General features: G+C 35.3%; 13 protein-coding genes and 1 other annotated feature. All 13 genes read right to left on the bottom strand.

Annotation, left to right across the window (positions count from 1 at the left end; all coding sequences use genetic code 11):
• Nucleotides 1-139: 139 nt before the first annotated feature.
• Nucleotides 140-616 carry a transcription elongation factor GreA gene (gene greA / locus G8Y85_RS10435; RefSeq protein ID WP_060551172.1) on the bottom strand — a complete coding sequence of 159 codons (477 nt, stop codon included), beginning with the start codon at nucleotides 614-616 and terminating at the stop codon, nucleotides 140-142.
• Between the two features lie 27 nt (nucleotides 617-643).
• The gene (gene udk / locus G8Y85_RS10430; protein ID WP_165805789.1) at nucleotides 644-1,270 is read right to left on the bottom strand and encodes a uridine kinase; all 627 of its coding nucleotides are present in this window, start codon (nucleotides 1,268-1,270) and stop codon (nucleotides 644-646) included.
• 4 nt (nucleotides 1,271-1,274) lie between these two features.
• On the bottom strand, nucleotides 1,275-2,540 hold the full coding sequence (locus G8Y85_RS10425) for a peptidase U32 family protein (protein ID WP_060551174.1): 1,266 nt from the start codon (nucleotides 2,538-2,540) through the stop codon (nucleotides 1,275-1,277).
• A 35-nt stretch (nucleotides 2,541-2,575) separates the two neighbouring features.
• Nucleotides 2,576-3,505 (bottom strand): peptidase U32 family protein, encoded by a 930-nt coding sequence (locus G8Y85_RS10420; protein WP_165805788.1) that lies wholly within the window; start codon nucleotides 3,503-3,505, stop codon nucleotides 2,576-2,578.
• Nucleotides 3,498-4,142, bottom strand: a complete 645-nt coding sequence (locus G8Y85_RS10415) for an O-methyltransferase (RefSeq protein ID WP_060551175.1) — start codon at nucleotides 4,140-4,142, stop codon at nucleotides 3,498-3,500. The genes G8Y85_RS10420 and G8Y85_RS10415 overlap by 8 nt, the downstream gene beginning before the upstream one ends.
• 330 nt (nucleotides 4,143-4,472) lie before the next feature.
• Nucleotides 4,473-4,793: a DUF1292 domain-containing protein gene (locus tag G8Y85_RS10410; protein WP_105995584.1), complete on the bottom strand. Its 321-nt coding sequence runs from the start codon at nucleotides 4,791-4,793 to the stop codon at nucleotides 4,473-4,475.
• A gap of 14 nt (nucleotides 4,794-4,807) precedes the next feature.
• Nucleotides 4,808-5,236: a Holliday junction resolvase RuvX gene (gene ruvX, locus G8Y85_RS10405; RefSeq protein ID WP_037565451.1), complete on the bottom strand. Its 429-nt coding sequence runs from the start codon at nucleotides 5,234-5,236 to the stop codon at nucleotides 4,808-4,810.
• A complete protein-coding gene (locus G8Y85_RS10400; RefSeq protein WP_039645438.1) occupies nucleotides 5,229-5,501 on the bottom strand; it encodes an IreB family regulatory phosphoprotein in 273 nt (90 codons plus the stop codon). The genes ruvX and G8Y85_RS10400 overlap by 8 nt, the downstream gene beginning before the upstream one ends.
• A gap of 63 nt (nucleotides 5,502-5,564) precedes the next feature.
• Entirely contained in the window at nucleotides 5,565-8,195 is a 2,631-nt protein-coding gene (gene alaS / locus G8Y85_RS10395; protein ID WP_165805804.1) for an alanine--tRNA ligase, read from the bottom strand.
• A 40-nt stretch (nucleotides 8,196-8,235) separates the two neighbouring features.
• Nucleotides 8,236-8,409: a binding site (T-box leader), on the bottom strand.
• Nucleotides 8,410-8,427: 18 nt separating this feature from the next.
• The gene (recD2, locus tag G8Y85_RS10390) at nucleotides 8,428-10,800 is read right to left on the bottom strand and encodes an SF1B family DNA helicase RecD2 (RefSeq protein ID WP_165805787.1); all 2,373 of its coding nucleotides are present in this window, start codon (nucleotides 10,798-10,800) and stop codon (nucleotides 8,428-8,430) included.
• Between the two features lie 3 nt (nucleotides 10,801-10,803).
• The gene (locus G8Y85_RS10385; RefSeq protein ID WP_107371559.1) at nucleotides 10,804-11,478 is read right to left on the bottom strand and encodes a tetratricopeptide repeat protein; all 675 of its coding nucleotides are present in this window, start codon (nucleotides 11,476-11,478) and stop codon (nucleotides 10,804-10,806) included.
• 38 nt (nucleotides 11,479-11,516) lie between these two features.
• Nucleotides 11,517-12,626, bottom strand: a complete 1,110-nt coding sequence (gene mnmA / locus G8Y85_RS10380) for a tRNA 2-thiouridine(34) synthase MnmA (RefSeq protein ID WP_165805786.1) — start codon at nucleotides 12,624-12,626, stop codon at nucleotides 11,517-11,519.
• A gap of 2 nt (nucleotides 12,627-12,628) precedes the next feature.
• Nucleotides 12,629-13,768 carry a cysteine desulfurase family protein gene (locus G8Y85_RS10375; RefSeq protein WP_165805785.1) on the bottom strand — a complete coding sequence of 380 codons (1,140 nt, stop codon included), beginning with the start codon at nucleotides 13,766-13,768 and terminating at the stop codon, nucleotides 12,629-12,631.
• Nucleotides 13,769-13,823: the final 55 nt, after the last annotated feature.

The following is a 13,823-nucleotide window of genomic DNA, read 5'->3' as shown; positions in this document are numbered from 1 at the left end:
TGATATATTCGATGAATAAAGATAATGCGTTTAAACAATCACACGAAAAAACATTATCACATAATAATGATTAGGACAAAAAAATAGAGGTTAAGTTATTCCCATTTTAAGGAATTCTTAACCTCTAATTCATAAAGTGTTATTTTATATTAACAATCTTAACATTCATTTCCCCACCGTTTGGAAGTGGTACACGAACTTCTTCGTTCAATTTTTTACCAATTAAAGATTTCGCCATTGGTGATTCGTTAGATATTTTACCATTAAACGCATCAGCTTCAGCTGATCCTACAATTTGATAGCTCTCTTCTTCATCACCAGGTAACTCGACAAATGTAACAGTTTTACCGATTTGAACGATGTGATTATCGCCTGTATCTTCAATAATTAAAGCATGGCGAAGCATTGTTTCAATTCGTTGAATGTCCTGTTCAATAAAACCTTGCTCGTCTTTTGCAGCGTCATACTCCGAGTTCTCTGATAAATCCCCGAAGCTTCGTGCGACTTTAATTTTTTCTACGACCTCAGGACGTTTAACGGTTTTTAATTCTTCTAATTCTTGTTCTAGCTTTTCAAAGCCCTCTTGTGTCATTGGATATTGTTTTTGATTTTCCATGTTTGCATCTTCCTTTTACGTTTAAAATTAGTCTTGTTTTTGAACTAAAGCTTGAATTTTTGTCGTCATTATATCAATGGCGACTTTATTGCTTCCACCTTCAGGAATGATTATGTCGGCAAATTTTTTAGTAGGTTCTATAAATTGGTTATGCATTGGTCGCACAACATTTAAATATTGCTCTACTACAGATTCCATTGTACGGTCTCTTTCTTTTGTATCTCTGATTAACCGTCTTAGAATGCGTAAATCTGCATCTGTATCGACATAAATTTTTACATCCATCATATCTCGAAGCATTTCATTTTCAAGCGCAAATATACCTTCTACGATAATAACATCTTTAGGTTCAAATGCAATTTTTTTATCGCTTCGAGTATGAATTGTATAGTCATAAGTTGGAACTTCAACGGATTTACCTGCTTTTAAATCTTTTAAATTTTGAATTAATAAATCATTGTCAAAAGCAAAAGGATGATCATAGTTTGTTTGTAATCGTTCTTCAAAAGTAAGATGAGATTGATCTTTATAATAAAAATCTTGTTCAATTAAGGCAACACTGTGACCGTCTAAGTTTTTCATAATTTTATTTGTAACAGATGTTTTACCTGAGCCAGAACCACCAGCTATACCAATAATCGTAGTTGAGGACATGTTTTTAAACTTCCTTTCGCATCATGTTGTTTTTATAGATGGGTTGATTCACTTTGATTTGAATGATTTGAAGTGGGTGTCTTGCTGCGTCTAATTCATTGCCTTCTTCATCATAAATGACGTCTATCACTTGTTTAAATGTATCAATTTCAGGTCCAAAAAATTCTACTTCTTGACCAGGTTTAAAATGATTACGTTGTTGAATTGTGGCAAGTTGTGTTGTTTCATCATATGCAAGTACTAATCCGATGAAATCAAACGGTGACTTTTTAGCTGATTCATTTCCAAACATTTGCTCTTCATATCCTGGCGTTCCTTTGAAGAAAGCAGGTGCGGTATCACGATTCGCACATTTATCTAATTCAATTAACCATTCTGGTTTAATTTTGAAGTTTTCAGGATCCGCAGCATACGCATCAATCACTTTTCGATAAACAGACACAACTGTCGCAATATAGTGAATGGACTTCATACGACCTTCAATTTTCAAAGAATCAATACCTAAATCCATCATATTGGGGATTGATTCTATTAATTTCAGGTCACGTGGGCTCATCGCAAATGGTACAGATTGACTATCATCAAAATATAAATCCAATTCACCATCTTGATCAACTGTTAATAAATCGTAGTCCCAGCGACAACTTTGACAACAGCCCCCGCGATTAGAGTCACGTGCTGTCATATGATTACTCAATGTGCAACGGCCAGAGTACGCTATACACATAGCCCCATGAATAAATGCTTCTATTTCAATGTCTACCTTATCTTTAATTTCCTGCATTTCCATAGCACCTGTTTCACGTGCAAGTACTACGCGGTCTAATCCTTCTTCTTTCCAAAATTCAACTGCTTTATAATTACTTAAAGATTGTTGTGTTGATAAATGAATTTCTAATTTAGGTGCGACACGTTTACATGTTTCAATGATTAGAGGGTCGGCAACTATAATGCCTGTAGCACCCGTTGATTCGAGTTGTTTTAGATATGTGTCTAATCCTTCAATGTTTTCGTCATGAGCTATAATGTTTGTTGTAATATAGACTTTCGCGCCATATTGATTAGCAAAGTCAACGCCTTCTTTAATTTCATCAATAGTAAAATTGTCGGCGTTTGATCGTAAACCATATTCTTGACCACCTATAAATACTGCATCAGCCCCATAATGTATGGCTATTTTTAATTTTTCTAAATTGCCAGCAGGCGCCAATAATTCAGGCTTTTTTATTTTGGGTGTGGTTTTGGGTCGTATAGCCTCCATCACCTTCATTGTCATCTCTCCTATACCATATCTATTTTATAATTTTAATAAACGGTTTGCTTGTAGAAGAAACCTTCATCAAATGGGCGATGTTCTGGTTGGATTTCTTCAATCGCATCTACGAGCATAAATTTTTCGTCTTCGTAATCTTCAGGTGACGCTTCGTAAAAATCAATTGCTTTTCGATATTGTTCTGTTACAAGCGAAATATATGATTCATCATGTAATAAGCCATCAATTTTAAAGCTATCAATACCTGCCTCGAATAACGGTTCAAGTTCTTCAATTAAACAAATATCATTAGGTGACATAATATGCGTGCCATTATAGTCTTCAAAGACCGGATATTTATTATCACGTTCTTCATCATACAAAAGCAGTTGTGTATCGTCAGCATGAGGTTGTCGTTCTATTTTCATTTGGCGTTCTTGGAACGTGTAATAATTCCCAAGAAGCATACGCTTAGATTGAAACATACACGTCATGCCATGGACTTGAACTTCAATTTCAACATCACTGTGTGCTTTAATGCTTAAAATTTCTTCTAGACTTAATTCTCTTGCTAAAACTGCACGTTTAGCACCTCTATTCCCCCAATAATTACATTGGAAGTGATTAGTGACTAACGTTTCAGCATTCCAGTTTAACGGAATGGGGTTATCCTGTTGTTTTACTAACATTACTACAGCAGGGTCACCAAAAATAATACGATCTACACGTAATTCATGTAAAAATGCTATATAATCTTCTAAAGCTGGGATATGGTAATTGTGAAATATTCCGTTTACGGCCACATATACTTTTTTACCCGCACCTTGAATTTTGTGTGTTGCTACTGTTAAATCTTCTCTATTAAATTCGCCTGCAAGTCTTAAACCAAATTTTTCTTCTCCGATAACAAAGGCGTCAGCCCCTTTATCGATTAATGTGTCAATATGACTTAATGATTTAGGCGTTACTAATAACTCAGTCATGACTATGCTCCTTTATTGAAATTGCTAGACCGTCATCCATATTCACAAAATTTGTTGTAAATGTTTTTTGTTGAACAAGCCATTCATTGAACTTTTGTACTTTCTTAACCATTTGCTTTACATTACGACTTCGAACAATTTCGATATCTGATACAAAGCCATGATAAAGTACGTTATCTGTAATAATGATGCCATTTTCAGAGAGTAAATCTTGATAAAGTTCAAAGAATTTTTGTGATTGTGCTTTAGCTGCGTCGATAAAAATCATATCATAGTGTCGATCATTCACTGCAGAATATGCTTCTAAAGCATCTGCTTCTATCAATCGAATTTGATTTTCAAAGTCAAAAGTTTTAAAATTCTCTTTTGCTAAAGTAATCATCTCGGCGTTTCGTTCTATTGTTGTAACGTGGATAGAAGGATGTACTGAAGCAAAATGCATACTACTATACCCAATAGCACAACCGATTTCTAATATGTTTTTGGGTTGTTTCATTCGTATAAGTTGTAAAATCAAGTCTAACGACAGTTGATCGACAATTGGAACTTTATGTTCTTCCGCATAGCTGCGTAAGGTATTTAGTTTCGAATCGTGTGATTGTATTTTCAAAAAATAATCCTGATTTTTATCAAGCATTACTATTTCATCCTTTTTTAGTTAGATGCATACATCAAAAAATAAACCAGCCATAGTGACTGATTTTCCTTAATGTAACTATACATACAGTGTTATCGCGAAATGCCTGTGTTCTTATATGAGCACATATACACTGATAAAATACTTCTTAAAATTATAACACAACTCACATTATTTTTTAACACTGAATTCATCTTTAATGATGATTTATTACAAAACACACTGATACCTTAAACTTATCACGTATAAAAAATAGCCAACAAAATTCACTTGTCATGAACTTTGCTGGCTTTGTTAAGATTTAGGCGTCGATAATCCCGACACTATTTTTTATTCTTCTACTTCATCTAAGTTCGTATTCACAACTTCTTCAATCATGTCCCATTCTTCATCTGTTTCAACGGGTAAAAATTTACCACCTTCACCAGTTTCATCAGGTTGATTAATCATTGGAATAAGTTCAATTAAGTCATCATCGTCAGCTTGAGCGCCTTCTTCTGCAAGAATGACATAATCCTTTTTAAAACCTGGATGATAAAATTCTAACATTTTTCTATATAACACTTCGTTACCATCTTCATCAAATAATGTTAATAATTCTTCATCATTTTTAAGTTCAATTTCTTGGTTATTATGGTTTATATTTGTCATAATATGCTCTCTCCTTAATTTAGTGAGTCTAAATACCCTTGTAAAATAAATACAGCGGCCATTTTATCAATTACTTTTTTTCGTTTTGCTCTTGAAACATCCGCCTCTAATAATGATCGTTCTGCTGCCATTGTACTTAATCGTTCATCCCACATAATAATTTCTAATTCTGGCAGTGCTTCTTGTAGTGCTTGTTTATATTTTAAAGAAGCCTCGCCCCGAAAGCCAATAGAATTATTCATATTCTTAGGGAGACCGATAACCACTGTGCCAACATGTTCTCTTTTAATAATTTCAATCAAGGTATCTATTCCGAGCTGGTTGTTTTGTTCGTTAATATGGAGTGTGTCTAAACCTTGCGCTGTCCATCCCATTAAATCACTAATGGCAACGCCGACAGTTTTACTACCTACATCGAGTCCGATAATTTTATGTTTAAGCATCTGAATCCTTTTGATGATGTTTTAAGTAAAAAGATACGAGCTCTTCCATAATATCATCGCGATCGATATGTCTAATTTGATTACGTGCTTCATTATGACGTGGAATGTACGCTGGATCACCTGAAAGTAAATAACCTACAATTTGGTTTACTGCGTTATACCCACGTTCTTCAAGTGTATGATATACATTGTTCAAAACATACTCAACGTTTTCTTTAGGGATGTCTTCATAGCTGAATTTCATCGTTTTATCAAAGTTTTCCATTCCTTAACACTCCTTAAACCATAATGTGATTACACTCTTTATTTTACACGAACAAGACATTGATTATAATGATTTAATATAGTCTTTAATGAATTGTAATGCTGTTGTTATCTTTTCAGGTTCAGTACCGCCACCTTGAGCCATGTCTGGACGACCGCCACCTTTGCCACCTACGATAGGTGCCATTTCTTTAATAATATCTCCAGCCTTAATTTGGCCTGTTAAAGATTTAGGTACAGTCGCAATTAAAGATACTTTACCACCAACATGACTCGCTAAAATAATAATCGTATCTTGCAGGCGTGATTTAAAATCATCCATAGTCGTACGCATTGCTTTAGCATTATCCACTTCTACTTCTGTAATCAATACAGGTAAATCATTAATTACTTCTACTTTATCTTCTATGCTACCCATTTTCAAGTTATTAAGCTCTTTTGACTTTTGTTCGAGCGTGCGTTGAAGTGCTTTTTCTTCTTCTTGAATTTGAACAATTTTATCAAATACTTGATCATCCGACTTTGCTTTAACTTGTTGCTTGATTAAATTAAATTGTTCTAAGTAACGCTCTAAATAGAGGTAGGCGTGTTGGCCAGTAACGGCTTCAATTCTTCTCACACCAGCACCGGTACCAGATTCGCTTGTAATTTTAAATAAACCAATTTCAGAAGTGTTTTTTACATGGGTTCCACCACAAAGTTCTTTAGAGAATGGTCCCATATCAACAACTCGTACAACATCACCATATTTCTCACCAAATAGCGCCATAGCACCAGCAGACTTCGCTTCTTCAATAGCCATTTCTTTTGTTTCAACATCCATACTCTTCCAAATTTCTTCGTTAACACGCTGTTCAACAAGTTGAATTTCTTCACTTGTCATAGGTGCGATGTGAGAAAAATCAAAACGTAAACGCTCGCTATCTACTAATGAGCCTGCTTGGTTCACATGTGTCCCTAATACTTGTTTTAATGCAGCATGTAACAAATGTGTGGCACTATGATTTTTCATAATGGCTTTACGTTCTGTCTCATTGACATATGCATGAACGATAGCATCTTCATAGACTTGTCCGAATTTAATCTGTCCTGTATGCAAGTGTTGGCCATTTGGCGCTTTGATGACCTCGGATACTTCAATTTCAAATTCATCACTTTGAATAATACCTTTATCTGCAATTTGACCACCGCTAACTGCATAAAAAGGCGTTTGATCCATTACAAAATATATCGTTTGTCCAGCATCGACTTTTTCTTGGCGTTGGCCATCAACTATAATATCCGTAATCACACTCTCAGTTTGTAACGTTTGGTAGCCCACAAAACGACTTACTGTTCGTATTGATTTTAATACTTCACTTTGAACTTGCATGGATTGATTATTTTGTCTTGCTTTTCGTGCACGCTCACGTTGTGCTTCCATGTGTGCGTTAAAACTTTCCATATCTATTTCCAATTGCGCATCTTGAGTTATTTCTTCAGTCAATTCAATTGGGAAACCATACGTATCATATAATTTAAACGCATCAGCACCGCTAATCCTTTCATTAGAAGCTTTTGACGCTTCAATTAATTGATTGAGTATTGAAAGTCCCTCTTCCAATGTTTCATGAAAGCGTTCTTCTTCTGATTTAATTACACGCGCAATAAAATCGGCTTTTTCTTTTACATTTGGGTAATACGGTTCCATAATGGTTGCCACTACATCAACTAACTGATATAAAAATGGTTCATTAATATCCAATGATTGACTAAATCGAACTGCACGACGTAACAAACGACGTAATACATAGCCACGACCTTCATTAGCTGGAAGTGCGCCATCAGAAATCGCAAAAGCAATCGTCCGGATATGGTCAGCGATAACTTTAAAGGCAATGTCATGCGTTGCATTTTCTAAATATGTTTTCCCAGAAATCTTTTCAACTTCACGCATGATAGGCATAAAGAGGTCTGTTTCATAGTTCGTGCGTACATTTTGAGAAATCGAGGCCATACGTTCAAGCCCCATCCCTGTATCTATATTTTTACTTGGTAGTGGCGTATATGAGTGATCTTTATTATGATTAAATTCACTAAATACCAAGTTCCACACTTCTAAATAACGTTCATTTTCTCCACCAGGATACATTTCTTCAGCTGGATCATCCTGTCCATAAGCATCGCCACGATCATAAAATATTTCAGTATTTGGACCAGATGGACCTTCACCAATATCCCAGAAATTCCCTTCAATACGAATGATACGTGATTCGCTTAAGCCAATTTCATCATGCCATAGTTGATACGCTTCAGTGTCCTCTGGATGAATCGTTACATATAAACGATCTGGATCCATTGCCATCCAACGATCACTTGTTAAAAATTCCCAAGCAAAAGCAACCGCTTCACGTTTAAAATAGTCCCCGATTGAAAAATTACCTAACATTTCAAAAAACGTATGGTGACGCGCTGTAAAACCAACATTTTCAATATCATTTGTTCGAATTGATTTTTGCGCATTAACAATTCGAGGTTTTTTAGGTATTTCTCGGCCGTCAAAATATTTTTTTAACGTTGCTACCCCTGAATTAATCCATAATAACGAATCATCGTCAATTGGTACAAGCGGTGCTGACGGTTCCACCATATGTTCTTTTTCAACAAAAAAATCGATAAACATTTGTCTTATTTCACTAGCTTTTAACGTTTTCATCACACATCATCTCCTAAAAAAATAAGACACTCGTCTCTCAAAAAGGGACGAATGTCTCGCGGTACCACCCTAGTTATGATTTTAAAATCATCACTTTATCGATATATAATTAACCTTGATATAGTAGCGTTCAATGGTCTTAATCGTACATCTCAGCACCTGTACGTCTCTGTGAATTAAGGATGCATTTACTCGGCTATATCAATTGAATAATTCTATTATATTAAGCGTTTTAAACATTGTCAATTTCCATAAAATCGTATGGGCTTACATTTTGCATATTAATCATTGGATCAATGCTATACATTGTGTCTTCAGTTAATGAAATGACTTCACTCGATGTCTCTTCAGAATTAAAATATTGTTCTAAAAAGGACTGTTGCCGCGTGAGTCTCACTTGCCCTTCCGTTTTCAAACCAATATTGAAAGCATCTGAATCTCCTAAAAATACAAGTGATTGCTTTGCACGGGTTAAACCCGTATAAAGAATTGGCTTTTGAAGCATCCGAAAATATTGCTTGACTATCGGCATAATGACGATTGGAAATTCTGACCCTTGTGCTTTATGAATCGACGTACAATACGCATGTGTTAATTCTGTTAGATCCGATTTTAAATACGTAATCTCATTACCTTCGTAATCTACAATGACCACATCTTTGTTCAGTACATTTTCCTTCGCCCAAAATATACCAACAATGACACCAATATCTCCATTAAAAATATTATCATTCGGTCGATTAACAAGTTGAAGTACTTTGTCACCTTTTCGGTACACAATATCTCCAAAGTGTATTGCTCTTGTATCATCGTTTTCAATTGGATTTAAAATATCTTGTAGGACTTTATTGAGCTTATGAATACCCGCATTCCCACGGTACATTGGTGCAAGTACTTGAATATCAGACATATCATAACCTTTACTCACGGCATTTGTTACGACTTTACGAACAACTTCTGGAATTTGATCAATATGACAAGGAATAAAGGATCGATCATGAAACCGCTCGGTAATGTCTACGTTTAAACCCGCCTTCATGTTATGAGCAAGTGCAATAATACTTGAACCATCTTGTTGGCGGTATACTTCTTTTAAATTAATGCGCTTTAATGATTTTGATGAGATTAAATCTTTAAATACTTGTCCTGGACCTACTGATGGTAATTGGTCCTCATCACCAACTAATACAACTTGTGCATCTTCAGGAACTGCTGCCATAAATTGATGAAATAGCCATGTATCTACCATTGACATTTCGTCAATAATGATAAGCTTTGCATGAATTTCATTATCTAGAATGTCTTCTGGCTTGGTATCTTGATTCCAACCTATCAAGCGGTGAATCGTCATAGCATCAAGACCCGTCGCATCATGCAACCTTTTCGATGCACGACCAGTAGGTGCTGCGAGGACCACGGGGTAATCTTCATCTCCGTAATCGTCATAATTTAAAGAAATACCATGTAAGGCCGCATAGAGGTGTACAATCCCTTTGATTACTGTCGTTTTACCCGTCCCTGGACCACCAGTTAAAATCATCATTTTATTTTGCATTGCAGCTTCAAGTGCTTCTTTTTGTGCCTCAGCATAAGTCACGCCATTTGATTCTTCAATTTCACCAATATGTAATTGAATGTCTGATTGATCAAACGTATCCATAAATACTTGATTATGCATTAATTTATAGATATTTTGGCTACTTTTAAGTTCTGAATAATACAAACTTGGTATCGCGATATGATCATTATCATTAATCAACCGCTTCTCTTCTATAAGTTGACTAAGTACGTCTTCAAGCATCGTCTGATCAATTGCTGTTTCGTGTTGTTTAGTAAGTAAGGTAGAGGACTCAGTCATTAACGTATCTTTAGGTAAATACGTATGCCCTTGTTTAATACAGATTTCTTCTACAATGTATTGAATCCCTGCTTTAAGTCGATTTGGGTGTGTATACGAAATACCTACTAAACTTGCAAGTTGATCAGCTTTTTGAAAGCCTACGCCACGTATATCATATACGAGTTGATAGGGATTTTGACCAATAACGTTAATGGTCTCATCCTTATAAAATTTATAAATATCCATGGCCAATTTCGCACCAAAACCAAGTTCGTTTAAGCGAATCATGATTTGTTCACTCGCTTGATTTTGAGACACTTGTTCTGCAATTTGCTGTTGCTTTGCTTTAGACAATTTCGGTACTTGTTCAAGAACTGATGCGTCATTTAAAATAGACTGAATTGCATTGTCACCTAATGTATCTACAATGGATTCTGCTGTTTTTTTACCCACACCTTTAAACAGGTCACTTGATAAATATTGAACAATAGAATCTCTCGTTTGAGGTATTTCTTTTTGAAACGTTTCTGCTTTTAATTGTTTGCCGTACCGAGGATGTTCTGCTACTTGACCTTTGAAAGTATATGTTTCGCCTTCAACGATATTTGGAAAATACCCAACAACTGTTGCCATTGTTTCAAAGTCTTCATTAGAATCTTCAACCTCTACTTTGAGGACCGTATAGTAATTATCACTATTTTGAAAAAGAATGACTTCGATATTCCCTTTGATATATGACTGTTCAAATAGTGTTGGGTTTTCCACGTGTTATACCTCCCCTTCAGATTTAATTATTTCAAATGTTTTTAATGCATGGTGACTTAATAAATGATCATGAGCCATTTCAGTTGCTTTTTTGAACCCTTCAATGGCTTCATCAATGTCTTCATTTAACATATAATTTGCCAATGTAAGATTATATTTGGCATCTGCATGCTTGTTGTCTTTTTCAAGAATCGTCGACAATACAGAAATGGCTGGTTGAAACATTTCTAGCTCACATAATAATAATCCGTATTGAAATTGGACTTCTAAATCAGCAAAGTTTTCATCTAATTCAGCTGCTCTCATTAGAAAAGGCAAAGCTTGCTTTTTAGCATCCAACTGATAAAAAGACATGCCAATCATATAGTTTGTATCTTTATTATCTAATCCATTTTGAATCGCAGTTTGATATAATTTAATCGCCTCTTGGAAACGAGATTCATTATAATAAACATTTGCAAAGTTATAATAGATTGCGGCATTATTAGGATTTAGTGTTAGGGCGCGTTGGAAGAATTTTTCTGCCTTTTCAATTTCTCCAGCTTCTGCCAATAAAATACCAGAATTGATATAGTTTTCAACTTGTTCTGGTTGAGCTTCTATATTATTAAAACAAGCTTCTAGTGCTTTATCATATAGGCCTTGTTGAATCAATTGGTGAATTTCAGTTTGTTCCATTTTAAACTCCTCTATGACGAAATATTAACTCAATTATCTTAAACAATATAACTTAATTTGCCACTTTCTTTATACACATCATCAATCGTTGCGCCGCCAAGACATACATCTTGATCATAAAACACAACGGCTTGACCAGGTGTTATCGCTCTAACTGGTTCATCAAACGTCACACGGATCGTATCGTCATTTTCTTTCGTAACTGTTACACCAGTATCTTTTTGTCTGTATCTAAATTTCGCAGTACATGTTAAAGGGGTAGAAAGGTCAATGTCATTTACAAATGAGACATCTGTTGCAATTAAATAATCGCTATAAAGTGCTTCATGATGGAATCCTTGTTCAACGTATAATATATTGTCTTCTAAATTTTTACCGACTACAAACCATGGGTCACCATCGCCACCAATACCTAAGCCATGACGTTGACCAATCGTATAGTACATGAGTCCAGAGTGTTTACCTTTTAGTTCACCATTTAACGTGCGCATTTCGCCAGATTGTGCTGGTAAATATTGAGATAAGAATGTTTTAAAATTACGTTCACCAATAAAGCAAATACCTGTAGAATCTTTCTTCTTAGCGGTTGCTAAATTTTGAGCTTCTGCAATTTCTCGTACTTTCGCTTTTTCGATATCACCTATAGGAAACATTACTTTTTCCAATTGAGAGTGCGTTAATTGATTTAAAAAATATGTTTGGTCTTTATTGCTGTCGACCCCGCGTAACATTTCAACGCGTCCGTTATGGCGTCTAACACGTGCATAGTGACCGGTTGCCACGTAATCTGCACCTAATTTTAAAGCATGCTCCAAAAAGGCTTTAAATTTAATCTCTTTATTACACATGACATCTGGATTTGGTGTACGGCCCTTTTTATATTCATCTAAAAAGTATGTGAATACTTTATCCCAATATTCCTTTTCAAAATTAACAGCATAATATGGAATACCTATTTGGTTACATACTTCAATCACATCATTGTAATCTTCTGTAGCTGTACAGACGCCATTTTCATCCGTATCATCCCAATTTTTCATAAAGATGCCGATCACATCATAGCCTTGTTCTTTGAGTAAATGTGCTGTAACTGAACTGTCTACACCTCCAGACATGCCCACAACAACACGTGTGTTTTGATTTGTCAAAGTTATTCCTCCTTAAACTTTAAATATATTTTTTGAATTTCAGCAACTATTGTTTTAATATCACGTTCGGTTACATTTTCATTCAAACTAATGCGAATAGAGCGCGTAACGCGTTCTTGTTCACCATACATTGCAGATAAGACGTGTGATGGAATCGTTGATCCGGCAGTACATGCTGAACCTGACGAAACATAAATTTGTGCCATATCTAATAGCGTTAGCAATGTTTCAACATCTATAAATGGAAAATATAAATTAATAATATGGTTCGAGCTATCAATCATTGAACCGTTATATTCAAATGGTATGGCACGCTCTTGTAAACTGACAAGTAGCAATTCTTTTAAACGAGTAATGTGAATCTGGTTGTCATCACGATGTGCTTCAGCTAATTTTAAGGCAGTTGTTAAGCCGACAATCTGAGGAACGTTTTCAGTACCAGCACGTCGTCTCGTTTCTTGTTCACCGCCTTGTTGATGATATTGAATACGCGTACCATTTTTCACGTATAAAACACCTACGCCTTTTGGACCACCGAATTTATGAGCTGTTAAACTTAAAGCGTCTACCTTTAAATCTTTGGCATCCACAGGTAAATGACCGATGGCTTGAACAGCATCCATATGGAAAAATGCTGAATGTGAATTTAGAATATCTTGAATGTCATAAATATGCTGAACTGTTCCTACTTCATTGTTGACAAACATGATTGACACAAGTGTCGTATCAGGTCGCAAAGCTTGTTTGAATTGGTCTAAATCAATTAAACCATCCTCATCGACATTTAAGTATGTTACTTCAAATCCTTGCGTTTCTAAGAATTCAAATACATGCAGTACTGAATGATGTTCAATCTTAGTCGTAATTAAATGTCTACCTTTGGATTGATTCGCCATCGCAATACCTTTAATTGCCGTATTATTAGACTCAGTCGCGCCACTCGTGAATATAATTTCGTTCGTATTTGCATTTAATATTTGCGCAACTTGTCGTCTTGATTCATCTAAGAAGCGTCGCGCATCACGACCTTGCGCGTGGATAGATGAGGGATTCCCATAATGTGTTTCGTAAATTTTAGTCATGGATTCTATGACTTCAGGCTTTACTGGCGTTGTCGCAGCATAATCAGCATATACACCCATTATTCGTCCGTCCTTTCTTATTTTCAATGTTCCTATTTTAGCACTTGACACTTAA

It is taken from the genome of Staphylococcus sp. 11007852, assembly GCF_011394325.1.
Taxonomy (GTDB): Bacteria; Bacillota; Bacilli; order Staphylococcales; family Staphylococcaceae; genus Staphylococcus; species Staphylococcus agnetis.
This window is presented reverse-complemented; position numbering and strand designations above follow the sequence as displayed.

What these genes read in the sequence shown, in the direction of transcription:
- greA (WP_060551172.1), bottom strand. Translation starts at nt 616, where the DNA reads ATGGAAAATCAAAAACAATATCCAATGACACAAGAGGGCTTTGAAAAG.
- udk (WP_165805789.1), bottom strand. Translation starts at nt 1,270, where the DNA reads ATGTCCTCAACTACGATTATTGGTATAGCTGGTGGTTCTGGCTCAGGT.
- G8Y85_RS10425 (WP_060551174.1), bottom strand. Translation starts at nt 2,540, where the DNA reads ATGAAGGTGATGGAGGCTATACGACCCAAAACCACACCCAAAATAAAA.
- G8Y85_RS10420 (WP_165805788.1), bottom strand. Translation starts at nt 3,505, where the DNA reads ATGACTGAGTTATTAGTAACGCCTAAATCATTAAGTCATATTGACACA.
- G8Y85_RS10415 (WP_060551175.1), bottom strand. Translation starts at nt 4,142, where the DNA reads ATGCTTGATAAAAATCAGGATTATTTTTTGAAAATACAATCACACGAT.
- G8Y85_RS10410 (WP_105995584.1), bottom strand. Translation starts at nt 4,793, where the DNA reads ATGACAAATATAAACCATAATAACCAAGAAATTGAACTTAAAAATGAT.
- ruvX (WP_037565451.1), bottom strand. Translation starts at nt 5,236, where the DNA reads ATGCTTAAACATAAAATTATCGGACTCGATGTAGGTAGTAAAACTGTC.
- G8Y85_RS10400 (WP_039645438.1), bottom strand. Translation starts at nt 5,501, where the DNA reads ATGGAAAACTTTGATAAAACGATGAAATTCAGCTATGAAGACATCCCT.
- alaS (WP_165805804.1), bottom strand. Translation starts at nt 8,195, where the DNA reads ATGAAAACGTTAAAAGCTAGTGAAATAAGACAAATGTTTATCGATTTT.
- G8Y85_RS10385 (WP_107371559.1), bottom strand. Translation starts at nt 11,478, where the DNA reads ATGGAACAAACTGAAATTCACCAATTGATTCAACAAGGCCTATATGAT.
- G8Y85_RS10375 (WP_165805785.1), bottom strand. Translation starts at nt 13,768, where the DNA reads ATGGGTGTATATGCTGATTATGCTGCGACAACGCCAGTAAAGCCTGAA.